The organism is Agrobacterium sp. LAD9 (assembly GCF_003031125.1).
Taxonomy (GTDB): domain Bacteria; phylum Pseudomonadota; class Alphaproteobacteria; order Rhizobiales; family Rhizobiaceae; genus Agrobacterium; species Agrobacterium radiobacter.
In genome coordinates, this window is the sequence record NZ_PHGS01000013.1 from 207,950 (window position 1) to 230,741 (window position 22,792).

General features: G+C 57.0%; 21 protein-coding genes and 1 pseudogene. 15 read left to right on the top strand and 7 right to left on the bottom strand.

The genetic code is table 11. The features are described from left to right. Positions 1-5 precede the first annotated feature (5 nt). Entirely contained in the window at positions 6-902 is an 897-nt protein-coding gene (locus tag DA915_RS14745; RefSeq protein ID WP_107676336.1) for an alpha/beta fold hydrolase, read from the top strand. A gap of 62 nt (positions 903-964) precedes the next feature. Continuing rightward, complete coding sequence (locus tag DA915_RS14750; RefSeq protein ID WP_107676337.1) at positions 965-2,638, top strand: GMC family oxidoreductase; 1,674 nt, start codon at positions 965-967, stop codon at positions 2,636-2,638. A gap of 289 nt (positions 2,639-2,927) precedes the next feature. On the opposite strand, the gene DA915_RS14755 is transcribed toward DA915_RS14750, so the two are convergent. Next, on the bottom strand, positions 2,928-3,581 hold the full coding sequence (locus DA915_RS14755; RefSeq protein ID WP_107676338.1) for a 3-oxoacid CoA-transferase subunit B: 654 nt from the start codon (positions 3,579-3,581) through the stop codon (positions 2,928-2,930). Between the two features lies 1 nt (position 3,582). Then, positions 3,583-4,299, bottom strand: a complete 717-nt coding sequence (locus tag DA915_RS14760; protein ID WP_107676339.1) for a CoA transferase subunit A — start codon at positions 4,297-4,299, stop codon at positions 3,583-3,585. A gap of 117 nt (positions 4,300-4,416) precedes the next feature. On the opposite strand from DA915_RS14760, the gene DA915_RS14765 reads away from it, so the two are divergent. Next, on the top strand, positions 4,417-4,980 hold the full coding sequence (locus DA915_RS14765; protein ID WP_107676340.1) for a PAS and helix-turn-helix domain-containing protein: 564 nt from the start codon (positions 4,417-4,419) through the stop codon (positions 4,978-4,980). Positions 4,981-5,405: 425 nt separating this feature from the next. Here DA915_RS14765 and DA915_RS14770 read toward each other — a convergent pair. Together DA915_RS14770 and DA915_RS14775 are read right to left on the bottom strand one after the other, a co-directional pair. Continuing rightward, a pseudogene (locus DA915_RS14770) lies at positions 5,406-5,953 on the bottom strand (methyl-accepting chemotaxis protein); the annotation flags it as partial. Between the two features lie 142 nt (positions 5,954-6,095). Next, entirely contained in the window at positions 6,096-6,941 is an 846-nt protein-coding gene (locus DA915_RS14775; RefSeq protein ID WP_192886529.1) for a GntR family transcriptional regulator, read from the bottom strand. A 143-nt stretch (positions 6,942-7,084) separates the two neighbouring features. Here DA915_RS14775 and fahA point away from each other — a divergent pair, with 143 nt between their 5' ends. The 5 genes from fahA to maiA all read left to right on the top strand — a co-directional run bounded on the left by fahA (position 7,085) and on the right by maiA (position 11,966). Beyond that, positions 7,085-8,380, top strand: a complete 1,296-nt coding sequence (gene fahA, locus DA915_RS14780) for a fumarylacetoacetase (RefSeq protein WP_107676342.1) — start codon at positions 7,085-7,087, stop codon at positions 8,378-8,380. A 24-nt stretch (positions 8,381-8,404) separates the two neighbouring features. Continuing rightward, positions 8,405-9,445 (top strand): ABC transporter substrate-binding protein, encoded by a 1,041-nt coding sequence (locus DA915_RS14785; protein ID WP_107676343.1) that lies wholly within the window; start codon positions 8,405-8,407, stop codon positions 9,443-9,445. After that, on the top strand, positions 9,442-10,260 hold the full coding sequence (locus DA915_RS14790) for an ABC transporter ATP-binding protein (RefSeq protein ID WP_107676344.1): 819 nt from the start codon (positions 9,442-9,444) through the stop codon (positions 10,258-10,260). The genes DA915_RS14785 and DA915_RS14790 overlap by 4 nt, the downstream gene beginning before the upstream one ends. Continuing rightward, positions 10,253-11,086, top strand: coding sequence for an ABC transporter permease (locus DA915_RS14795; protein WP_107676345.1), 834 nt, complete (start codon positions 10,253-10,255; stop codon positions 11,084-11,086). The genes DA915_RS14790 and DA915_RS14795 overlap by 8 nt, the downstream gene beginning before the upstream one ends. Before the next feature lie 184 nt (positions 11,087-11,270). Beyond that, positions 11,271-11,966, top strand: coding sequence for a maleylacetoacetate isomerase (maiA, locus tag DA915_RS14800; RefSeq protein ID WP_371412716.1), 696 nt, complete (start codon positions 11,271-11,273; stop codon positions 11,964-11,966). A gap of 532 nt (positions 11,967-12,498) precedes the next feature. Here maiA and DA915_RS28935 read toward each other — a convergent pair. Continuing rightward, a complete protein-coding gene (locus DA915_RS28935) occupies positions 12,499-12,636 on the bottom strand; it encodes a hypothetical protein (protein ID WP_192886531.1) in 138 nt (45 codons plus the stop codon). 40 nt (positions 12,637-12,676) lie between these two features. Between DA915_RS28935 and DA915_RS14805 the strand changes: the two genes are divergently transcribed. From DA915_RS14805 to DA915_RS14835, 7 genes are all read left to right on the top strand, one after another. Next, positions 12,677-14,113, top strand: coding sequence for a Xaa-Pro peptidase family protein (locus DA915_RS14805; protein ID WP_107676346.1), 1,437 nt, complete (start codon positions 12,677-12,679; stop codon positions 14,111-14,113). Between the two features lie 65 nt (positions 14,114-14,178). After that, positions 14,179-15,438: an ABC transporter substrate-binding protein gene (locus DA915_RS14810; RefSeq protein ID WP_107676347.1), complete on the top strand. Its 1,260-nt coding sequence runs from the start codon at positions 14,179-14,181 to the stop codon at positions 15,436-15,438. A 28-nt stretch (positions 15,439-15,466) separates the two neighbouring features. Continuing rightward, on the top strand, positions 15,467-16,372 hold the full coding sequence (locus DA915_RS14815; protein ID WP_107676348.1) for a carbohydrate ABC transporter permease: 906 nt from the start codon (positions 15,467-15,469) through the stop codon (positions 16,370-16,372). Further along, positions 16,369-17,205 carry a carbohydrate ABC transporter permease gene (locus tag DA915_RS14820; protein WP_107676349.1) on the top strand — a complete coding sequence of 279 codons (837 nt, stop codon included), beginning with the start codon at positions 16,369-16,371 and terminating at the stop codon, positions 17,203-17,205. Before DA915_RS14815 ends, DA915_RS14820 begins: the two co-directional genes overlap by 4 nt. Before the next feature lie 3 nt (positions 17,206-17,208). Beyond that, entirely contained in the window at positions 17,209-18,369 is a 1,161-nt protein-coding gene (locus DA915_RS14825) for an ABC transporter ATP-binding protein (RefSeq protein ID WP_107676350.1), read from the top strand. A gap of 5 nt (positions 18,370-18,374) precedes the next feature. After that, positions 18,375-19,280, top strand: coding sequence for an ABC transporter substrate-binding protein (locus DA915_RS14830; RefSeq protein ID WP_107676351.1), 906 nt, complete (start codon positions 18,375-18,377; stop codon positions 19,278-19,280). Between the two features lie 31 nt (positions 19,281-19,311). After that, positions 19,312-20,028 carry an aspartate/glutamate racemase family protein gene (locus DA915_RS14835; protein WP_107676352.1) on the top strand — a complete coding sequence of 239 codons (717 nt, stop codon included), beginning with the start codon at positions 19,312-19,314 and terminating at the stop codon, positions 20,026-20,028. Positions 20,029-20,049: 21 nt separating this feature from the next. On the opposite strand, the gene DA915_RS14840 is transcribed toward DA915_RS14835, so the two are convergent. Both DA915_RS14840 and DA915_RS14845 read right to left on the bottom strand, forming a co-directional pair. After that, on the bottom strand, positions 20,050-20,952 hold the full coding sequence (locus tag DA915_RS14840) for a MurR/RpiR family transcriptional regulator (RefSeq protein WP_107676353.1): 903 nt from the start codon (positions 20,950-20,952) through the stop codon (positions 20,050-20,052). A 622-nt stretch (positions 20,953-21,574) separates the two neighbouring features. Continuing rightward, positions 21,575-22,702 carry an ABC transporter substrate-binding protein gene (locus tag DA915_RS14845; RefSeq protein ID WP_107676354.1) on the bottom strand — a complete coding sequence of 376 codons (1,128 nt, stop codon included), beginning with the start codon at positions 22,700-22,702 and terminating at the stop codon, positions 21,575-21,577. Positions 22,703-22,792: the final 90 nt, after the last annotated feature.

The window sequence follows — 22,792 nt, forward strand, 5'->3', positions numbered from 1 at the left end:
TCAGAATGAAAAATCCATCCGACCATGAGATCAGGGAAGGTCGTTTAGACGTCGATGATGGTCATCATATCCACTTCAGGCATTTTGTGCCGAATACGCCGGTCGACCAGATCGCCGTTCTTTGTCTTCCGGGATTTTGGCGTAACGCACGCGACTTCGAGCGTATCGCGTCTCTCCTCGCGCTAAGCCGAATCGTTGTTACACCTGATATGAGAGGCCGTGGCGGTTCGTCCCGCGCCACCGATGCCGGTGACTATCGCTTCGAGCGTCTGATTGAAGATGTCTGGCGGCTGTTGGATCACCTGAATATCGAGACGTGCGTTGTCATCGGCACAACGCTCGGGGGGTTTATGGGGCTGCAGATGGCCTGCGCTAACCGGAAGCGCATTGTGGGCCTTGTGCTCAATGACGTTGGCACGGAGACAACATCGATCGCAAGCAAGCGGTATAGCGCGCTTGTCGATCATGCGGAGTGGAGCCTCGACCAAGTCGTCGCGAAAACGAAACTTGCAAACCTGGATTTCTTCCCTGACTTCAACGAAGAGGATTGGCAAGAGTTCACGTTGCAGGCATACCGACGTGTCGGCGACGATAGATACACCCGTGATTTCGACGAATTGACCGGCGAGGAGACCGCGCGTTTCAAGCGAGAGAAAACGTCCTTCTGGGATGAGTTCATGAGCCTCGACATTCCCATCGCCATCCTGCGCGGAGAGCGTTCCGACTATTTTCCCGAAGCGCTTGCTCGCGAAATGGCCCAGAACCACCCGCGGGCAACGCTGTCAATAGTAGACGGCCGTGGTCATCCCCCTCTTCTGGACGAGCCCCAATCTCGAAAAGCTATTGAAGGTGTGCTGCAAGCCGTCTGCGTACCAATCGATCTATCGCACCCTATAGCCTGAGGTGGCTGGTGGTCGGTGTCGGGTCAATTTCCAATACAGAATCCTAGAAGGTCAGTTTTTTAATGGGTGACATGTTCGATATCGTCATTATCGGAGCTGGCTCTGCGGGTTGCGTCCTCGCCAATCGCCTGTCTCAAGATGTAAATCTCAAGGTTCTGTTGATGGAGGCCGGCGGATGGGATTGGAATCCACTTATTTCCATACCGATCGGAGCGCGGAAAATGACGCAGTACGGGCTGTACGATTGGGGTGACCTTTCCGAGCCAGATCCTGGTCTGAACTCGCGTCGGCTGTCGATCCTGCATGGGAAGGTCATGGGTGGAACGTCTTCCATCAACTACATGGCTCACACGCGCGGACATCCCGCTGACTATGACGCATGGGCAAACGCCGGAGCAAAGGGATGGAGTTATGCCGAGGTTCTGCCCTACTTTAAGGAATGTGAGACATGGCAGGGTGGCGAAACTGCGTGGCGCGGTGGTCAAGGCGAACTTGGTGCGCAAGAGACCGACCTGTCTGACCCGATCTATCAAGCGTGGTTGGAAGCGGCGCGTTTGAAGGGATACAAAAGGACTGCAGACTATAATGCGGAAGAGCCTGAGGGTTTCGGGCCGACGCAATACACCGTCAGGAACGGCAGGCGAGCATCTACAGCGCGCGTTTTTCTGCGGCCGGCGCTAAAGAGGCGCAACCTCACCGTCATCACCCGGGCCATGGCCACTAAGATTCTGTTTGAAGGAAACACGGCGGTTGGCGTCGAATATCGTCATCGAGGAAAGACAAGGACGGTGCGTGCGACGCGACAAATCGTTTTGTCGCTCGGCGCGATCAATACGCCGCATCTTTTGATGCTCTCTGGGATAGGGCCCGCGGACCATTTGCGATCCGTCGGCATCTCGCCGATCGCCGATCTTCCGGTAGGCAAGAATCTTGAAGACCATCTTGGATTCACCATGGAATGGGAACGCAAGCACCCCGGGCATTTCCATCGGACATTGAGGTTAGATCGCGTCGCGCTGAACATGATCCGTGCGTACCTCCATGGAACCGGCCCCGCGACTTCGGTTCCCGGTGGAGTTTTTGGTTTCATCAAATCACAGCCAGAGGTCAAGAGGCCTGATCTGGAGCTGATATTCCTCGTGGTTCCACCGAATGCCAATTTTTGGTTTCGCGGCTTGAAGCAACCATACACCGATGGGTTTGGTATCCGTACACAGCTGATGAGCCAGGAGAGTAGAGGTGAAGTGCTGTTGCGCTCGTCGTCGCCCTTTGAGCGACCTCGCGTCATTTACAATTCGCTCACGGTGCCTGCAGACCTCGCCACCTTGCGGGATGGTTTCAAGAGAAGTTGGGAATTGGGACACTCAACCGAGCTTTCAGAGTTTCGCGGGCCTTTGGTGAGCCCCGCCGAGGCGCCGAGAACCGACGCTGAAATAGACGCCTACATCCGCGCAAAATCAATTCAGCAGTACCATCCATCCAGTACCTGCAAGATGGGTCTCGATGACAGTTGCGTCGTAAACCCTGACCTAACCTTGCGTGGACTTGAAAACCTAACTATCGCCGACGCTTCCGTCATGCCAAAGCTTATCTCCGGTCACGTGAACGTGCCAGTTATCATGATCGCTGCAAAGGCAGCAGCGATGATAAGCAACAGATTAAAGTGCAGCCCTGTCAACACGGGTGAAGACTGCTTGCTTGCGCAAAGTAGATTATCTGGTCCGATATCTGACTAAGTTGCCTTCGACACGATGTATGCGAAGCGGTATGAGAGTGTGGCTGCGTTGTTCCGGCGTCGGAGGATATGAGGAGTTGCCGGGTTCCCGTGACGCATTCCTGTTCCATGAGATGACGTAGCATGTTGCCTCAACCGAGACTGCTCAGATGCATTTTTCGAGCCCAAAGATCCCGGCCTGCACGGTTCTGGTTACGGTCTGGCAAAAGATCTGTTTATGTCCGCAAGCTGCTCCGGTAAGGCCGCCCGTTCGTGAACAGCAAAAACAATGACTACATGGTTTATGTGCCCTACCCTTCTCGCGAAAATCCGACGTTAAAAGATGCTTCGGTTTTAGCCCTGATTTCTTCGATAGACACATTGGGCGCAGTCTCGACTAGGGCCAGGCTTGGCGTACCGTGGCGGGCAATGGTGAAGACGCCGAGATCGGTAATGACGAGGTCGGTCACCCGCTGGCCAGTCAGTGGCAAGGTACATTTCCTGAGAAGCTTTGCCTGCCCCTTTGCCTCGTGTTCCATTACGACCACAACCCTTTTCACGCCGGCCACGAGATCCATCGCGCCGCCCATGCCCTTGACCATCTTTCCTGGGATCATCCAATTGGCGAGATCGCCTTCCTCGGAGATCTGCATTGCACCCAGAATAGACAGGTCGATATGGCCGCCACGGATCATGGCGAAGCTGTCTGCGGAGGAGAAGTAACTCGTCTTAGGCAATTCTGTAATTGTCTGTTTGCCGGCGTTGATTAGATCGGCATCTTCTTCGCCTTCTAACGGGAAGGGTCCCATGCCGAGCATGCCGTTTTCACTTTGGAGCGTCACGTCAATACGTGTTGGAATATAATTCGCAACCAATGTTGGAATGCCGATACCGAGGTTAACGTAGAATCCGTCGTTTATTTCGCGCGCTGCGCGTGCTGCCATTTGTTCGCGTGTCCAGGCCATCTTAGGCGAGCTCCGGTTCGCTTTTGGGGCGAGTGGTCCGTTGTTCAATGCGTTTTTCAGAGTTTACTACGCGTAAAAGACGCTGCACATAGATTCCAGGGGTGTGCACCTGGTCAGGGTCGATTTCACCACATGGCACCAGATACTCCACCTCGGCGACGGTGATCTTTGCCGCAGTCGCCATCATCGGGTTAAAGTTTCGCGCGGTCTTGCGATAGACGAGATTCCCCTCAGTATCTCCCTTGAATGCATGGACGATTGCCAGATCAGCAAACAAACTGGTCTCCATCACGTAGTCCTCCCCACCAAAACAGCGCACTTCCTTTCCCTCCGAGACGAGTGTTCCAACACCGGTCTTGGTATAGAAGGCCGGGATGCCCGCGCCACCGGCGCGAATCCGTTCCGCAAGCGTACCTTGGGGGTTGAATTCCAGTTCTAGTTCACCGGATAAATATTGCTCAGCGAAAAGCTTGTTTTCACCCACGTAAGATGAAATCATCTTCCGGACCTGCCGTGTTTGCAAAAGAAGACCGAGGCCATAGCCGTCAACGCCCGCGTTGTTAGAGATCATCGTTAGGTTCTTGATCCCCGACAGCCGGATTGCTTCGATAAGATTCATGGGAATTCCACACAGTCCGAAGCCTCCCGACATTATCGTCATACCGTCGAACAGCGTGTCGGCGAGCGCTTCCACAGCGGTTGTAGATACCTTCCTCATTGATCGTTTCCTCCGCCCTGCCCTCCTGCGAGGCAGTGATGTGAGACGACAGTAGGGCTTGATCATGCCGCCGGTTAGCCGTATTAATACTGCATTGCACCAACGTAGAAAATTTGTATGACGCCGAAATCAAATGATATTCGCTTCCCTTTGGCCGCGATACCGATACCACTCGTATTTGCAACGCACCGCATCATCCGCGACTGTAATGCGGAGTTCGCCAGTCTTTTCGGATGTGCCCGCGAGGAGCTTCTCGATGAAAGTTTCGCACGTCTTTACCCGAAACTCTCAGACTTCGTGCGTACAGGACATATGTGGCAGGCCCACCTTCGCGGTGGTCAGGTCTATTATGACGAGCGCATCATGACCGCCATCGATGGCACACGTTTCTGGTGTAGAGTACGCGGTCGCCGCCACCACGCCGAGAATCCTTTTGCGGAGGCACTTTATTGTTTTGAACGGTTGACCCGCCCGGTGGCGAGGCAACGGATAACTCTGACCGATCGTCAACGACAGGTTGTCGCGTTGGTCGCTCAGGGAAAGAACAACGCTGCAATCGCGGCTGAACTGAGCCTTTCAAAAAGGACAATTGAATCGCATCGTGCGCGCCTCATGCAGGCTGCGGGACTAAGAAACGCCGCCGAACTCGTCGCTTGGTTCAGTAACGAGGACAGAGGCTAACGGGAGAATATTGTTCTACCACTTCGGCCTCTTCGCTGCTGCCTTAAACGAAAGTTGACGACGGTGTTACGAGCACGACGCGGAACGTAACTTCAGATTAGTACCCGCACCAAGGCACATACTCCAAATGGATATCCATCTGCCAAAGGCTTCGTGAAATGCAACTGCGGGCTCCCGACGCCAAAGCTCAATTTACGATGCGCTCGACATATGCTTCGAAAGCGCATCGGTTCATCAGATGCAGAGCACGCTTCTACAGTCTCGAGTTAGGGATCTGTGGGTTCAAGTCCCATATTTGCCGTTGTGTCGCAGGGCAGAGCACACCACATCCTGCGAGGGACAAGGCAGACAATGAGGTGAAGCCGTTTCTCCGGCTTCACCTCATTGAGTGCCGGCATTTTTTCATGGCCATGAGTGTGAACGACTTAAGCCGCATTACGAGAGCCATATGTCACACTCTCGTGTGCGGCAGGTCTACCTCCACCTGCGAGCGTGAACTGAGAGATTAGCTTCCTGAGATGGTTGGTTTCCTGCGCAAGGGTTGCGCCCGCTGCATTCATCTCCTCAATCATAGCAGCGTTTTGCTGGGTGACTTGGTCCATCTGGTCGACGGCCGTGTTGACTTCGGCAAGTCCTACGGATTGCTCACGCGACGAAAGCGCGATCGCGTCCATATGCTGGAAGATCGTAACCACATAGTCTCCGATGACTTTCAGCGCATCGCCGGTGTCGCGCACCAGCCTGACGCCGCTGTCGACCTCGACGCTGTAATTGCGGATCAGTTCCTTGATTTCCTTGGCTGCCTTGGCGGCGCGCTGGGCAAGTTCGCGCACTCCTGTGCGACGACGGCAAAGCCCTTGCCGGCGTCACCGGCGCGTGCCGCCTCCACGCCGGCATTCAGCGCCAGCAGGTTTGTCTGGAAGGCGATTTCGTCGATCACCGAGATGATGCCGGAGATCTGGCCGGACGATTTCGCGTCTCACAATCGAAGATTGAGTAATTATAATATAATTTTGATGAGTTTCACTCAAACCGGCGAAACAGACAAGTACGTTGCTTTTACTGGTACTCTATAGATAGATGGTCGAGCGCGACGCAGCAATCGCAACGGTCTTTCAAAGTATTTTGTAAAATTTCTCAAAAACAAGAAATGTGGACTTCACGTGTTGGCGGGCATGTGTCTCCGCCACAGATGGATTACGAGCTTCAATCGCGCCGGCGATTTGTTCGTGCTGGTCCTGGAATAAGGTTGCCTCTTCCTTTGTAACAAATTGAGCGAATCTCTGCGCAAAATAATATTGCGTATTTTTCTTGATAAGGTCGATCAACCGTTCATTGCCGGACGCCGCAAAGATTCTATTGTGGAAGTCGCGGTTGGTCTTCATTCGCCGTGAGAGGTCTTCGAAGCGAAGCGCTCCCCGCTCGCGAACCATTGTACTTATCGCTGCTCTGTCTTGCTCCGTTGCTCGAATGGCTGCTTGCGCCGTGGCGAAACCTTCCAGAGACATCCTCACTTCGTAGGATTCGCGTATGTGAAATATGTCGAGTTTCTTGACCTCCCAGCCTCGCTTTCTGCGCGACAGCAATCCATCGACGGAAAGGCGCTGAATTGCCTCCCGAACCGGCGTTCGGCTGACCCCCAAGGCGTCTGCAATCTCAGCTTCGATGAGCGGCGTTCCGGTCCCCAGAGTACCGGCCCGCACGGCTAGGCGCAGCGTTTCATATACGCGTTCGACATGGTTTGTGCTGTCCTCGGTCCGCTCTTCGTCGACATGCTGACGAATTTCCCGGGCGAGAGACCAAAAATCCCCGCCCACAATAGCGAGCTCCTCCAAACCATTCTTCCAGGAGTGCGCGCCGGTGTCGGCTCCGGACGCCGGGCCCGGGCGTACGAGCTCGGAAATCGTCCAGACATCATCGACTTTGGCCTGCTTTTGCATCGCGTTACCTTGCGGGATCATAGTAGTCTCTGTGCACCGTCGTCGTCCCACCGGGACAGCGCTTCTATTGACTCTACCGGGGGAACCGTCGTCAAGTATATATTGACGCATGCATTTCCGTATGCCAGTTTGCATACAAACTAGCATACTTTAAGGTTTGACAAATGAATATCGCGCCCAATGAAACACACGATCCGCAGCATGAGAGCTGGATACCGTCAGCAAACGTTGAAGGCTGCGCGTTCCCACTTCAAAATTTGCCCTTTGGGGTAGCCTTAAATGAAGATCAAGGTTCGTCCGCAATTGTCGTCGCCATCGGAGATTATGCGCTCGATCTTTCGCTTTGCGCCAAGGAGGGGCTCCTTGACGATCTGTTCGCAGGAGAAGCGCGCTCTGTTTTGTCTCAGAGCAATCTCAACGCTCTCATGGGCCGTTCATACCGAGACTGGCATGAATTACGGCTGTGGCTGCATCGCCGACTACGCCTCGACTGGCCGACCCGTACGTCTCTGGAGCGATGCTTGAAGGAGCGCAGAACCATCAGTATGGTTGTTCCGTCGATGATCGGAGACTACACGGACTTTTATACATCCATTGATCACGCAACGAATGTCGGGAAGCTTTTTCGGCCCGATAACCCCTTATTCTCCAACTTCAAAAGCCTTCCGGTCGGTTACCACGGACGCTCTTCTTCGATTTGCATATCGGGCACTCCTGTGCGACGCCCGTCGGGGCAACAGTGCCTGGATACAGGCATCGTATTTGGTCCGTGCCGGATGCTGGATTTCGAGCTTGAACTTGGGGCATTCGTCGGTGGGCCAGTCAACCACGGTCCCCTGCCCCTGGCGGAGGCCGCACAACGATTGTTCGGATTTTGCCTCGTCAATGACTGGAGCGCGCGCGACATTCAGGCGTGGGAATATCAACCTCTGGGACCGTTCCTGTCGAAGAGTTTTGCGACCACGCTTTCCCCGTGGATAGTGACCGCCGAGGCGGTCGCGCCCTTCCGCGTTCCAGCGCGACCTCGAGATGACGGCGATCCCGCGATGCTGAGCTATCTCGTGGATCAACGTGACGCCGAAAAGGGAGCCCTCGACATCCAGCTTAGCGTTGCTCTGGGCGTGGCGGGAAGCGACGTTCACACGGTAACGAGGACCAACGCGTCCGGCCTTTACTGGACCTTTGCGCAAATGATGACCCACCATATGTCAAACGGCTGCAATATGCGTCCCGGCGACCTGATTGCCAGCGGCACGATATCTGGCACCGGGCAAGGCGAGCAAGGTTCGTTGCTTGAGCTAACACGACGCGGCGATGAACCAATCCGTGTGGGTGACGACGGTACACGAGCTTTCCTGCAAGACGGAGATGAAGTCGTTCTAACGGCACGATGCGAGCGGTCTGGTGTCCGCTCGATCGGCTTTGGTGAATGTCGGGGGATTGTTCTTCCGGCGATTTAAACACACTCATTGAGGGAGGAATTCATGAGTAACGAAATTATACTGACAACCCAAAGAGCCTTGAAACGGCTGCGGCAGACTTTCTTTAGCGGATGTTTGGTCGTGTCCGCGATCGCGTTCGGTTCCGGCTCGGCGCAAGCGCAGGAGCTCAAGCCGGTGACGATCGTCCTGCCCGGTTCTTCGGCGATGGCCTGGTATCCGATAGTGGTCGCCAAAGAGCAGGGCTATTTTGCAGAACAGGGATTGGACGTTTCCATTCAAAGCGTCGACGGATCTGGGGCTGTTCTTCAGGCGATGGCCGCCGGCCGCGCGGAATTTGGCGCGCCTGGTCCCGGCCCTGTTCTCAATGCAGCGGCGCGAGGCGGTGACATCAAGTTTTTCTACAACCTCTTTGCTCGTGGCCTGTTCATGCTGGCTGGGGATGAAAACGATGGAATAACATCGGCCGAGCAGCTCCGCGGTAAGCAGATTGGCGTTTCAACAGCCGATGGCGCGGAAGTCTCCTTTACCCGGAATGCGTTGGCATCCGTTGGCCTTCAGATGGGCGACTACAAGTTCGTCACCATTGGCCAAGAGGGAATGGCGGTGACTGCATTTGATCGAGACACTATTGCCGCTTTTGCAGCCTCGTTCACCGGCATCGCTGTTTTGAAAGACCGTGGCGTGAAGGTCTTTGATCTTACACCGCCCGGCTTCCAGCTGTTCGGAAACGGACTTGCCGTCCGTGGCGAAATATATCGTGAGTCGCCGGGTCTGGTCGCGGGGTTTGCGAAAGCGGTCCACAAGGCGACCCTTTGGGGCATGGAAAATCGCGCTGGCGTCCTCAAAGCAGGGGAGAGCTTCAATCCGCAGGAAGTCGAACGCGCGGAATACGCAAAGACCTTGCTTGACTCAGTTATCAAGCAATACCAACCCCTGGAAGGCAACAAGCTGGGCTATCTTCCCGACGCCGGCTGGCAAGCCTGGCAGCATAGCCAAGTGAGTACCGGTGAGATGGAAGCGCCCCTTAAGGATCTCTCCGGCGTCTACACAAATGAATTCGTAGAAAATCTGGGAGACAAATGATGCTGTCAGTGTCACAAGAAACCCCACTGCTGCAGCTTGCTAACGTCAACAAGCATTATCGCCGCGCCAGAAGGCAAGGCCAGGCAGACATCGTTCATGCTGCCAAGGATGTGTCCTTTGATCTTAGCAGGGGCCAAATGGCCTCTCTTGTCGGCGCTAGTGGCTGCGGTAAATCGACGGTTCTGAAGATGATAGCCGGCCTGATCCCGCCCACGGGTGGCGAGATACGAATGAAGAACCGTAAGCTTGCCGGACCGAACGAAGACATAGGCATCATGTTTCAGCAGCCCACGCTGTTGCCCTGGCGTAGCGTTTTGGACAATGTCCTGCTGCCAATCGAGATACGGGACGGTCGGAAAGCTGCCACTGCTGCGAAAGATCGGGCTGCCCAACTGCTTGATATGGCCGGTTTGGCCGAGTTTGCTAACGCTGTTCCCGCCGAATTATCGGGCGGTATGGCACAACGCGCCGCCATTTGCCGAATGCTTGTGACGCAGCCTGAACTCCTGTTGCTCGACGAGCCATTCGGGGCTCTGGACGAATTCACCCGTGAGCAGATGAACGTCGAGTTCGAGCGTATCTGCCAGTCCCGTGATGCCACAGCGATCATCGTCACCCACTCCATACAAGAGGCGGTGTTCCTCGCCGATGCGGTATTTGTGATGTCACCCCGGCCGGGCCGTATCATTAAACGCGTCGAGATCGACCTGCCGCGTCCGCGGACGTCAAACATGATCACGACGGTCCGCTTCAATGAATTTGTACGCGAAATTCACGACCTGCTGTTTGGAGAAGGAGGAACGGCCCATGGCTGATGTTCAAACGGCGTCGCCGGAGACTTTGATTGCGTTGGCCGAGAATGAGCGTAAGACGCTGATCGAACGCACGCCGCAATGGCTCCTTGTCCTGCTCTTTGGAGCGGCAGTGGTTGCCGTCTGGCAGTTTGCGGTGAGCTTCAGCGGCATTTCAGAACTCGTGTTGCCGGGACCGTTCTTGGTATTCGAAGACTTGGTCTTTACGCTCAAGAACCTGTTCACGGGCGGTTATGTAGCCAAGGCGACGTGGACCACTCTGGTTGAAGTCGTCTTTGGTTTTTCCCTGGCGGTTGTTGTGGGCTTGTCGCTCGGTATGTTGATCGGAGCGACATCGTTCGGCGAAAAAGCTGTCATGCCATACGTGGTCGCGATAAACACGATGCCGAAAGTCGCCTTCGCGCCGTTGTTCGTGGCTTGGTTCGGTTTTGGTATAGAGTCAAAGATTATGATGGCTGCCTTCATCTCATTCTTCCCGGTTACGATCAACACCGCAGCAGGTTTGGCGGCGACCGATAAGAACATGGATATGCTTTTTGATTCTTTGGAGGCTAACCGTTGGCAGCGCCTCTTGAAGCTCCAGATGCCGTTCGCGATGCCCTACATTTTTGCAGGTCTCAAGCTTGCCGCCGTTTGGAGTGTCATCGGTGTTGTTGTCGGCGAGTACATGGGCGGCGGAGAAGGTCTTGGCGAGTTGGTACGTGTCGCTGCCAGCCAGTTGCGGGTCGGTCGCGTCTTCGCGCAGATCGCACTGCTCAGCCTTATGGGTATGGCATTGTTTGGCTTTGTCTCACTCCTGGAGCGATACTTCATTCGTTGGCGGCGCTGATACCCCCATTTGCTGATTGAGCAGTGCCGTTCCGTAAGCCGTTGGAGTTTCCCTCTCGGCGCTGGACCGGCGCCTGTTCACACCTCGCAATCAACATCACAATGATTAGGTTGGTGAATTCAAGATTCATCCCAACAGTCGATTCAAAATCCACGCTTGCGTGACAACCTGTGGACCACGGTAGATGATGACACTTTACAGTTATTGGCGATCAACGGCTTCATATCGCGTGCGAATCGCTCTTGCTCTTAAAGGCCTCGGAGTAAATCAAGTGGCGGTAAGCCTTGTGAACAACGGAGGCGAACAGAATGGAGAAGCTTATCGCCGGATAAATTCCCAAGGCCGCGTGCCCAGTCTGGTTCTCGATGACGGCACCGTGCTCACGCAGTCCTTGGCGATAATCGAATATCTCGAGGAGATCTTTCCAACATCACCCCTCCTGCCCACAGATCCCGTTCGGCGAGCGCATATCAGGGCCGCGGCAGCGATTATTGGATGCGACATTCATCCACTTCACAACTCCTCAGTGCTGAACTATCTTCGAACGGAATTGCTCTGCCGGAACGATCAAGTGGATGGGTGGATACATCGCTGGATTGGAGACGGCTTGACCGCTGTGGAAGCGCTCATCGAGGACACCGCATATTGCTTCGGGCCTGAGCCCGGTCTTGCCGAGGTCTTCCTCATACCTCAGGTCTACGCGGCACACCGTTTTGGAGTACCGATGGATACTTTTCCCAATATAGCCCGCGTCGCTATCCTGTGCGAAGGCCACCCCGCCTTCAGGTCAGCGCATCCTGCGGTGCAGCCAGATGCGTCAAATCCTGATGGCTGGCTTGCAACGAACATTGAGAATAGTGTTACCATCGATGGCGGCTAAGCCGCTTGGCGAACAATGGCGCAGTCAATTTCGCGGCGGTCAAAATCGTTCCGCCGACTCGAGTTATTTTGAGACAAGCAATGCGCGTTTCGATCAACCGCATCTGCCGATCCTGCTCTTGCGGCAATGCAAAAAAGATGCTCGGTGACTATAGCTCTAACGCAGCCGACAGCGATGTCATATTTGTTTCGGGCACGGCCTTCTGGCGAACGAGCGCGGAACTCGCTCAGTGGGCTAATGCCGGAACAAGCCTTTGGCTTGCGCCAATCGGCTAGCGTTGAATAGGTTCTGCAAAATTGAAATGTTTTTCGGCCAGACGGTAAAATCGGCGACCGCTTTTCCCTTTCAAAATAGAACCTTACGCAGGGATATGAAACTTTCTTTTCATATTCGCCGCGGCCGTTTTTTGAAAATCGGTACATCGGGTGATTAACTTGTAGGCGCCAGAATGGGGGTCGTTGCCGGATATTTCGGGAAAATAACGCTTTTTTCCGGGCGACCATTTTCAATTTCGGCAATATTTTACGGATTATCAATTGCTTGCATATTTGTTGATTTTTGCTTCTGATTGTTTTTCAAAGAAATGTCGGCTGTTTTTACCTTTTGCCTGAATTCTCGGCATTTTGCGCGAAAACTGGTCGTCTGGCTGTCTATGCAAATTATTTTTCATTGATATCCTCAACTCATCAGCATTGACTAAAGAGAATCTGATGAGCACCCTTCACCATTCAAGCCTTCCCTTTCGACGCAGTGAGTTGCGTTTCGAGCGTCTACTGGAGGGTTTCAGCCCGAGTTTTGAGTTCGAGCCGGTCGATCCGCTTCCGGAGAGCGAGTTCGTCGACAGACTGCGCCGCATTCGGCGCGAGGCGACCGTCGCAGGGCATGACGTCATGCTTGTTCATGCGGATTCCATCGGCTCCTATCGCGTTTCCAACTCATACCTTCGCTATATGTGCGACTGGGCACGCGAAGGCGTGCTGGTGGTCCCAACCGACGAAGACAAGCCGCTGACGCTGTTTTCCATCTTCAGCAGTTCCGTCCTGCTGCCGCCGGCCGGCGAGGCGGTGTTGGTCGAAGACATCTGGCAGGTCGGCACCTGGGGTCGCGAGACCTATAATCGTCCCGGCAAGACGGTCGACAAGGTCGTCGAGGCTGTCGGTTCTTTCCTGGAGCGCGAGGGTTTTGCGTCGTCGCAGATTGGCCTGATCGGCGATGCGACGTCCGCCGGTTACTGGAACGGTCTTGGCAAACGTCTGCCGAAGAGTTCGTTCGTGCAGGCAAGCCCGATCATCGACCGCATGCAGAAGGTGCGTTCGAAGCGAGAGCAAGCGGTGGTGCGTGCCGCGGCCCAGCTGGCCAGCATCGGCATAGAGGCCGCTTACCACGTCACAAAACCCGGCGTGACCGATTATGAAATCTACGCCGCCTTCACCTATGCCCAGATGGCGCGAGGCGGGGAGAGCGGAGACGGCTACCAGATCGGCATCAACCAATACGGCACCCATTGCGGCAAGCCTTACGGCCACGTGGTGCGTAACGGCGACATCATCAATCTCTATATATCGGCGGTGATCTATCAGGGCTACACGGCTCAGATCGCCCGCATGATCGCCGTCGGCGACATTACCGACAAACAGGAAGACGTGCTGCAGATGTGCACCGAAGGTGTTCAGAAAGCAGCGGCGCTGATCAGGCCCGGCGCAATCATTTCCGACCTCGCGAACGCTTCCTTCGAACCCTACATCGCCCGCGGCTACCTTTCGTCCCACGACAGCCGGACAATGCCCTATAACTGGGTGTCCGAAGACGACGGCAAGCCGCGCCTGATCCCGCGCAAGCATGTCGTGGATGAAGATTGGGAGCGCCAGGGCCGCAAGCTGATGCATGTCTATCCGGCGACGCTCGGTCCTCACAATCCCAATGTCGGACATTCCGTCTCGATGGTGAAGTTCAACAATTACAACATCCAGTCGAACAACCACGACAAGCTCGAAGAAGGCATGACCTTCGTCCTCCACTCGCAATGGCTCGAGCCCGAGGTCGCCGGCTGCAATGTCGGCGACTGCTATCTCGTCACCGATACAGGGGCTGAAAACCTCAGCCACCATACTCCACTTGCAGTGCATCGTGTGAAAGCGGGCTCCTGACGCACTGCCTGATCCGTGAATGCCAATAAGAAACCGCCAAATAAAAAACCAGATGGAGAACAGATATGTTTGATAAGATTCGTCGCCGAAAGTTGTTGGCTACGGCAGCCGTTGCGGCGCTTGCATTGACCGTCGGGCTCGGTGCAGGTGAAACTCGTGCCCAATCGAGCGAGAAGGTCACGCTGAAACTGGCCAATTCCCAATGGCTTGATGCGTTGCGCGGCAAGAACCTCTGGGCAGCGGTCAGCAAGTACCAGGAAACCAATCCGAACGTCACGCTTGAGCAGGAAGCCATTCCGTCTGCGGAATTCGCCGACAAGCTGACGACCGAAATGGGCGCAGGCCAGGGGCCGGATGTGGCGATGATGCAGGAAGGCTTGTTCTACGCGATTGCGGATGCAGGTTTCCTCGTCGACCTCTCGGCTGCAGCTGACGGCGCCAAACTGAACAAGAGCAATGAAAACGGCGTGATCGACGGCAAGCGCCTAGGCGTCGCCTGGCAGCGCGCCGTTTATGCCCTGATCTATAACAAGCCCTTGATCGATGCCGCCAATGCGAAGGTGCCGACGACGGTGGATGAGCTCATCGCCTCCGCCAAGGCTGCATCCGCTGCAACTCCGGGCGTGATCGGCTTTACCGCCCGCCACCAGATCAACGATTTTTCGGGCTGGTTCATGGATTTCCAGAGCTGGGCCTACGGCTATGGCGTCAACTGGGTCGATGCAAACGGCAAGCTGACGATCAATACGCCGGAAGCCGTCGCCGCCATCACGGCTTTCAAGAAGGCTTATGACGCCGGCATCATGCCGATCGGCGACAGCTTTCCGACGCAGCGCACGCGCTTCAAGGAAAAGCATGCGGCCTTCTCGATCGACAATTCCGGCGGCACGCTCAATATCGCCTCCGGGGGCGCCCTTCAGTCCGGCGATCTTTATGCTGCTCCGATGCCGTTCAAGAACCCCGGCGCGCATCAGCAGATCTTTGTCGGCGTGAGCTCGCACGGTAAACACCAGAAGGAAGCGATCGCCTTCGTCAAGTGGCTAGTCGGCCCCGTCGGTCAGCAGGCTCTGCGTGACGCATCGGGTCCGGATGCGCTTGCAACCGACGTGCCTGTCAGCGACGCCTACTCCAAGGCCAACCCCTGGGCGCCGACCTTCGTCAAGCTTGCCGAAGCCTCTCGCAGCACGCTGATCAAGGGATATGAAGTCGAAACAGCACAAATCATGCGTTTCGTGATGCAGGCCGTCGAAAAGGTCATCCTTGCGAATGCCGATCCGAAGACGGCGCTCGCCGAAGCTCAGTCAGCCATCGATAAGCAGTTCTGAGAACGTCGCATCAAGAAGGGAGACTGATGTGAGCGCGAGTGGCCTGAAAAACAGGAGCGGCATGGTCAGATTGCTGCCCTATGCCTTCATTCTTCCGCCCATGATCTACCTGGTGGTCTTCATGTTCTGGCCGCTGTCGCGGCAGATGTACATGAGCCTGACCAACACCAGGATAGTCAATCCCAACCGAGGCCGGTTCATCGGCCTCGGCAATTATCAACGGCTGATCGAAGATCCGGCCTTCTATCTCTCCTTGAAGGCAACGCTGACTTATACCGTCCTGACCGTCATTATCGGTGTTGCTCTCGGTGTCGTTGCTGCACTTGCCATCGATCGTCCCTTCAAGGGACGGGCGATCGTTCGGGCAATCCTGCTGTTCGGCTGGGCCGTGCCCGGTGTGGCGGCCTCGCTGATCTGGTTGTGGATGTATAACGAACGATCGGGCATCTTCAATCGCATCACTGAACTGCTCGGCCTCGGACGCTTCTCATGGCTGACCAGCACCGACTATGCGCTCGGCTCGGTTCTTGCCGTGACTGTCTGGCAGGTCGCGCCGTTCGTCATGCTGGTTGTGCTGGCAGCCCTTCAATCGGTGCCGCAGGAAGTGCGCGAAGCCGCCAGGATCGATGGCGCAGATGGGATCAGCACTTTCCGTGCGGTGACACTGCCGCATATCCGCCCCTCGATCCAGCTCGCAGCCCTTCTGGTCGCCGTGTGGTCCATTCGCCGATTCGACATCATCTACCTGCTGACCGGCGGCGGTCCGCTGGGCTCGACCAGTACCCTCGTCGTCAAGCTCCGCCAGACGGCGTTCGAGGGTCATGAACTGGGGATGGCCAGCGCTTATGGCGCGGTCGGTCTCGCGCTGGCGCTGATGGTGGCGGCCATCCACTACACTGTCGAACAACGCCGCATGAAGAGGATGTCTCGATGATGACACCCCGAAAACTCGCCATGAAGGCGCTGCGATATACGCTGATCGGAATTCTGGTCGTACTCGCCGGCTTCCCGGTCTACTGGATGGCGGCCACGGCACTCAACGTCAATTCCCAGCTTTACGGAACCGGCCAGGTTGCCTGGCCGCAGATGCAACATCTGCCGGATCTGGTAACCGAGCTCGGCAATGTTCCGATCGGCCGCTGGCTGTTCAACACGCTGCTGATCGCCTCGGGCGGCACCATTCTGAGCCTGACCCTCGGCGCACTTGCCGGTTATGCCCTGAGCCGTTTCAAGTTCCATGGGCGCGGCCTGGTCGGCTTTCTGCTGTTCATGACGCAGGTCGTTCCCGAAGCGCTGATCCTGGTTCCGCTCTATGCGATGTTCATCACCTTCGGCCTGCTGAACAGTCTCTGGGGCCTGATCCTGGCGAATGTCGGGTTCTCGCTGCCGGTGGCGTGTTTCGTCCTCAAGGGGGCAATGGATGCCGTGCCCTATGAAATCGAGGAGTCCGCGATCATCGACAATTGCCCGCGGTTCAGCGTGCTGACCATGATCATTCTGCCGCTGATCATGCCGAGCATCGCGGCGGCGGCGGTAGTGTCCTTCTTTGCCGGCTGGAACGAGTTCCTGTTTGCCTCAACCTTCCTCATGGATCGGGCCCTGTGGCCAGCAAGTGTCGGTCTCGCCTCGTTCGTCGGGCAATATGAAACTCCGATGTCCGCCGTGCTTGGCGCGGCCCTGGTATTCAGCCTTCCCGCCATCGTCTTTTTTCTTCTTATCCAGCGCAAGATCGTGGCCGGTCTGACGGCTGGCGCCGTGAAGGGATAATCCATGCCCGCCTTGACCTTCAAGAATGTTTCCAAGACCTTTGGCGACAACACCGTGATAGACGCCTTCAGCGCCGACATCCATGACGGCGAATTCCTGGTCCTGCTCGGCCCCTCCGGCTGCGGAAAGTCGACGCTGCTGCGTATGATCGCGGGCCTCAGCGACATTACCTCCGGGGACCTGCTGTTCGACGGGGCTGTCGCCAACGATTGGGAGCCGAAACAACGTGGCGTCGCCTTCGTCTTCCAGACCTATGCGCTCTATCCGCATATGACCGTTCGCGAGAACATCGCGTTTCCGCTGGTCATGGATGCATTTCGCAAGTGGTACCATCTGCCGATCGTCAATATCGTCGCCCGCCACAGGCTGATGAAGAGGGCGGATATCGCCGAGCGGACGCTCAGCATCGCCCGTCAGCTGGAGCTCGAGCCTCTGCTCGACAGGCGCCCGGCGAGCCTGTCGGGTGGACAGCGGCAGCGCGTCGCGCTTGCCCGCGCGCTGGTGCGCAATCCTGCCCTCTATCTGCTCGACGAGCCGCTTTCCAACCTGGATGCCAAGTTGCGCACGCAGATGCGTTCGGAAATCTCGGCTCTGCATCACAAGGTCGGCAAGACCTTCGTCTACGTGACGCACGACCAGGTCGAGGCCATGACCATGGCGACGCGCATCATCGTGATGAACAAGGGCATCGTCCAGCAGGTCGATACGCCTGACGAGATCTACGATCATCCCGCCAATACCTTCGTCGCGCGTTTCGTGGGCGCGCCCCCGATGAACCTCATCCCGGCTTCGGTCAGCAATAACGCTCTCCAGCTTTCGGGTAAGCTCGCGGTCGACCATGCAGCGCCTTTTCCCTCCAGACGGCACATGACATTCGGGGTCAGGCCCGAAAAGCTTTCCCTTCACCCAGCCAGGGAAGGGCGCTTGCCTGCACAGGTGGTGGTGATCGAGCGCCTTGGCGCCGAGACGGTGATCGGTTGCCGGCTGGTGACCGGCGAGGAAAACAAGGACCAGCGATTGCTGGAGCATGACCTCGTCTTCGTCCGGGTCTCGGGCAATCCGAAGGTCAAGATCGGCGAACTGTGTTCGCTGGATTATCAGGCAGACGATGTCCTGTGGTTCGACATCGACAACGGCGATCGCATTTTCCTGGACCAGGAGTGAACATCATGCAGAATTTCCACGTCTCGGCGACCGGGCACAGCCTCAACTACCTTCCTGAATATGTCGCCGTCTGGCAGGGGTTCTTCGAGGAGGAGGGGCTAGGCGTCACCGCAAGCGTTCCCTCTCCCTGGGATCTGGTGCTCAGCGACATCGGCTCGGACAAGGCCGATGCTGCGCTTGGCGGTATCTGGGTCCCGTCGATGTTCCATGGCCGCGGAAAACGCTATACGCCGTTCGCGCAGATCGCGGCCCGCGCGCCCCTGGCCATCCTCGGCCGCGAACTGCCCGGGGATTTCGACTGGCAGGCCGTGCCCGGCAAGACGATCTCGATGAAGGGCAGCAATGGCGCAAGCGTCGGCCTGTTCGCGAAGCTTTTGCTGCGCGAGAACGACGTCGATCCGCTGACGATCAATTTCATCCAGGATCTCGACGGCAAGATGCTGTCCGACCTCTTCGTGGGCGGCATGGGCGATTATCTGGTGATCGATTACCCGTCCGCCGTCACGCTCGCATCGAAGACCGGCGTCCATGTCGTCGCCGAACTCCCCATCACCGGAGGCAACGTGCCGTGGAGCGTCTATTACGCTGAAGGCGAGGGCGACGATGCCCGGCTGGACACCCAGACCCGGTTCGCAAGGGCGCTCGGTCGCGGCATGGCGTGGATCCTGGCCAATGAAGCCGAGGGATACCGCGACTTCCTGGCAAGGACATTCCCGAAATTCTCGCCGGACCTGCTCGTGGGACTGACCGATATCTATCGCGCCAACGGCATGTGGACGACGCCGAGGATCGATCCCGACGCCTATGCTCGCTGGCAGCAGGGCATTGCCAGCGGCCATCTCACAAAGGCGCCGATCGCTTACGGCGATCTCATCGACACGCGCCCGACAGAAGCCTTCGCAGGCGCCTGACGCCAACTTGACCCCTGGAGTACCCGAGACGATGCGCATTGCCGTCATCAATCCCAATACGACTGCGTCGATGACCCAGCGCATCACGGCTGCGGCGCGGGCCGTTGCCGGCCGTGACACGGAAATCGTCGGCCGGCAGCCGGGAGCCGGCCCGGAAGCAATCGAAGGTCCCTTCGACGGGGCGCTTTCTGTGCCTGGCCTGCTCAAGGAAATCGTTGCCGCCGAACGCGATGGCGCCGACGCCCATATCATCGCATGTTTCGACGATACCGGGCTGGATGCGGCAAGGGCGATCGCGACCAAACCCGTGATCGGCATCGGCGAGGCTTCGTTCCATGCCGTCAGCCTTGTCGCGCACAGCTTCTGTGTTGTGACGACGCTTTCCCGCTCGGCACCAGTCATCGAGGACAATATTCACCGTTATGGTTTCGGCCATCGCTGCCGCCGGGTTTTTGCGACCGACATTCCGGTGCTGGAGCTGGAAAATCCGCAAAGCGGCGCGTTCGAGCGGATTTCGGACTTCATTCGCCAGGGGCTGGCCATGGGTGCCGAGGGCGTTTCGCTCGGCTGTGCCGGCATGGCGGAATTCGCGCTCGACCTGCAGAGCACGCACGGCATTCCGGTGGTCGACGGCGTATCGGCGGCCGTCGGTCTTGCTGAGACGCTGGTCAGGTGCGGACTGACCACATCCAAGTCCGGTGTCTGGGCATCGCCGACGCGTCTGCACGTGCTCGAAAAATTTTCCTGACCGACGTCGCGCCTTGCGGGCCTACCGGCCGATACTGGTCTGGGGGGTCGATACGTCGTCGAGCAGCTTCACCAATCTGTCGATCTTTTCGAACCGGGCGAGGCTCGCCTCGCCCATCGTCGTCGATACGCTCCAGGCGAGATAATTGATGATGGTGACGGCGGCGACGAAGGAATTGAAGGGCGAGGGCGACTGGCACCGGCATCGCAGCACATGGTTGGCGGCCTTGGCGCTCGCCGCGGCGCTGAGATCGGTAATCAGCACCGTTATCGCTCCTGCGGTGCGCGCCTCCTTGATGATCGTCGGCAGCAGCCTGGGGCGTCGGCGGAATGCGATGACGAGCACCACGTCGCCCTTCGCGATGGAGGCGATCTCGTGCGAATAGCTCCCTCCGCCGACAGGGATCACCTGTACGTCGCTCTTCATCAGCGTGAAATAATGGGCGGCCTGGAGTGCCAGGCCGTAACCGCTGCGAAGACCCATGATCCACAGGCGACGCGCGCCGACGATCGCCTGGCTGACCTCGTTGAGTGTGGTTTCGGACAGGCTTTCGGCGGTGGTTCGAATATTGTCGATATCCATCTGGACCGTGCTGCTCAGCGTGACCTTGCCTGACGGCGCCCGATCGGGGTCTTCCAGGCCTGCCCGGGGCGATCCCCAGTGCTGGTCGGCCCGGATCTGCCGCTTGGCATCAGGATAGGTCGCATAACCGAGAGAACGGATCAGCCGTGCCGCGGTCGCTTTCGACACCTGCGCCTTTTCCGCAAGCTCGCCGGCCGTGTAGCTCGGCAGGTCCATCTGGTATTGCAGCAGGATGTCGGCAAGCCGCTTTTCGGCGGGCGACAGCGTGGAATAGATCGCGTAGATGCGTGCCTCGAGGGAGCGCGGCCGTTGCTGGGCTGTCGATTTGCGGGACGGACTCACGGGGCATCCTTCGTCTGCATGCGATGAAGCAGACGTTAGGCCAGCCTCAGGTGATCGCGCAAGCTTGAGCGATGTGCGGCACGACAAGAGTCGGGGAGGAACGGGATGTTTATCTCGATCTGCCAACTCGCTTGAAGGCCGTTGTCCACCGTCTGTAATGGGCTCACAAAACGGGGGAAGCCACGTCTCGATTGTCTCCATAGCCCAAAAACGACCGATTAATTGTGCTATGATCAATCAGCATCCCTTGAATGTGTGCATTAAACTCGTCCTTCGACGAACGCCTCAGCTCCTCCACCATCCGAATCACCGCCGAAAGGCGCTCGTGGTGTTGAATACTGAGTTTGCGTCCTCGCGCGACATGGTTTTCGAAATGCTTGCGGGAGGGTTATTCTACTCGGGAAGGCGCGCAGCTTCAAATACGCCTGTGATCTCGGTGCGTGGCAGGCGTTGTTCCACGATGTTCACGACCGAATCAAAGTCGTGGCTGCTCGATATCGCAAAGCACGGGGAGACCTCCTTTCGAATTTTACTCGTGCACGGTGCGCACAAGCAGCCATCCCCGGCGCTATAGAATGGAGGCAACCCCAGCGGTCACCCCAACTTGTTCCGTTTCAATCTGTCAAATCCTGCCTTCGGGAAATATCCCCTCGACCTTCGTTGGGTTTTCGCCTTGCATCGGTCCGATATATTGCTCGAGCTGATCCCGGAACGTTTCGGCACGAGCGCGATCACGCAGAAACTCCCGGAAGTGGATAGGATAGGTCTTATAGGCAAAGATCGGCTCCATGCCTTCCGGTGACGCCATGTCTTCCCGAACCGACCAGGACCGCTTCGTCCCCTGGATTTCCTCGGAGAGTAACCAGGACATATACAGCTTGGCGGCCGCAGGACGTTTAGTGCGGTTGAAGATTGCGCCAGGATGCGCCCAAGAGAGAAACGGCTCAGTCCTCGGAAGGAGAAACTGGGTCGGCCCCTTCGGGTTAGCAACAATCGGCCCGGACGTGGTAAAGGACACAGCCGCCTCACCACTTTCGACGCGCCGGCGCGTTATCCCCGATCCACGGTTCCACAAGATATCCTGCTTCATCAGCTTTTCGATATAGTCCCAGCCGTGCTTGGCCACGATGCGCTCGAACTGGTAAAGGATGGAATCGTCGTCTTGCGGATAGGTCAATGCGATCTGACCCTTCAGCTTCGGGTTCAGGAAATCAACCGCATCATAAGGCGCTTCGTTTTCGGTGAGCTTTGACTTGTTGATGAGGCTGCTGAAGGCGTAGATCGCAACGCTGGTGATCATGCCGTCTGGATCCTTGAAGTCAGGATAGACGGCATCCCAGCCGAGCGGCTTGTAGGCCATGAGCTCGCCACCGGCCTTCCAGCGATCGTAATATTGCCAGGCAAGAATGTGCACCACGTCGCACTGCAATGCATCGAGATCGAGTTGATTGTCGATCCTGACACCCTGATATTTGCTGCGATCCACCAGGATGCGTGCCGTCATTCCGGGGAAGCGTTTGGCAAATGCTTGCTCCATGCCCGCTGCGCCATTGGGGATGTCGCCGCCGCCGTAGACGACCAGCTTGCCGCCTTCTGCGAGTGCAGCCTTGTGCAATTCTTCAAGCGATAGCGTCTCGACCTCCAATGCCGGGGCAGACCCAGCCACTTTGCCCGGGGTCGCCGCTTGGGCGGTCGACGCCAGGATTGGGGCGAGAGCGGCAAACTTGGCCACTGTGCGGCGGGTGAACATCAGATGTCTCCTGTTGACTGTTCTTGATGTTCAGCGCGTATCATGCCCCACGTCTTCGAAAAAGTCGGGAAAACTTCGTTGTTCAGCATC

Bases quoted from the DNA above. Each gene is read 5' to 3' on its own strand.
- DA915_RS14745 (WP_107676336.1), top strand. From the start codon at position 6: ATGAAAAATCCATCCGACCATGAGATCAGGGAAGGTCGTTTAGACGTC.
- DA915_RS14750 (WP_107676337.1), top strand. From the start codon at position 965: ATGGGTGACATGTTCGATATCGTCATTATCGGAGCTGGCTCTGCGGGT.
- DA915_RS14755 (WP_107676338.1), bottom strand. From the start codon at position 3,581: ATGGCCTGGACACGCGAACAAATGGCAGCACGCGCAGCGCGCGAAATA.
- DA915_RS14760 (WP_107676339.1), bottom strand. From the start codon at position 4,299: ATGAGGAAGGTATCTACAACCGCTGTGGAAGCGCTCGCCGACACGCTG.
- DA915_RS14765 (WP_107676340.1), top strand. From the start codon at position 4,417: ATGACGCCGAAATCAAATGATATTCGCTTCCCTTTGGCCGCGATACCG.
- DA915_RS14775 (WP_192886529.1), bottom strand. From the start codon at position 6,941: ATGATCCCGCAAGGTAACGCGATGCAAAAGCAGGCCAAAGTCGATGAT.
- fahA (WP_107676342.1), top strand. From the start codon at position 7,085: ATGAATATCGCGCCCAATGAAACACACGATCCGCAGCATGAGAGCTGG.
- DA915_RS14785 (WP_107676343.1), top strand. From the start codon at position 8,405: ATGAGTAACGAAATTATACTGACAACCCAAAGAGCCTTGAAACGGCTG.
- DA915_RS14790 (WP_107676344.1), top strand. From the start codon at position 9,442: ATGATGCTGTCAGTGTCACAAGAAACCCCACTGCTGCAGCTTGCTAAC.
- DA915_RS14795 (WP_107676345.1), top strand. From the start codon at position 10,253: ATGGCTGATGTTCAAACGGCGTCGCCGGAGACTTTGATTGCGTTGGCC.
- maiA (WP_371412716.1), top strand. From the start codon at position 11,271: ATGATGACACTTTACAGTTATTGGCGATCAACGGCTTCATATCGCGTG.
- DA915_RS28935 (WP_192886531.1), bottom strand. From the start codon at position 12,636: ATGAAAAATAATTTGCATAGACAGCCAGACGACCAGTTTTCGCGCAAA.
- DA915_RS14805 (WP_107676346.1), top strand. From the start codon at position 12,677: ATGAGCACCCTTCACCATTCAAGCCTTCCCTTTCGACGCAGTGAGTTG.
- DA915_RS14810 (WP_107676347.1), top strand. From the start codon at position 14,179: ATGTTTGATAAGATTCGTCGCCGAAAGTTGTTGGCTACGGCAGCCGTT.
- DA915_RS14820 (WP_107676349.1), top strand. From the start codon at position 16,369: ATGATGACACCCCGAAAACTCGCCATGAAGGCGCTGCGATATACGCTG.
- DA915_RS14825 (WP_107676350.1), top strand. From the start codon at position 17,209: ATGCCCGCCTTGACCTTCAAGAATGTTTCCAAGACCTTTGGCGACAAC.
- DA915_RS14830 (WP_107676351.1), top strand. From the start codon at position 18,375: ATGCAGAATTTCCACGTCTCGGCGACCGGGCACAGCCTCAACTACCTT.
- DA915_RS14835 (WP_107676352.1), top strand. From the start codon at position 19,312: ATGCGCATTGCCGTCATCAATCCCAATACGACTGCGTCGATGACCCAG.
- DA915_RS14845 (WP_107676354.1), bottom strand. From the start codon at position 22,702: ATGTTCACCCGCCGCACAGTGGCCAAGTTTGCCGCTCTCGCCCCAATC.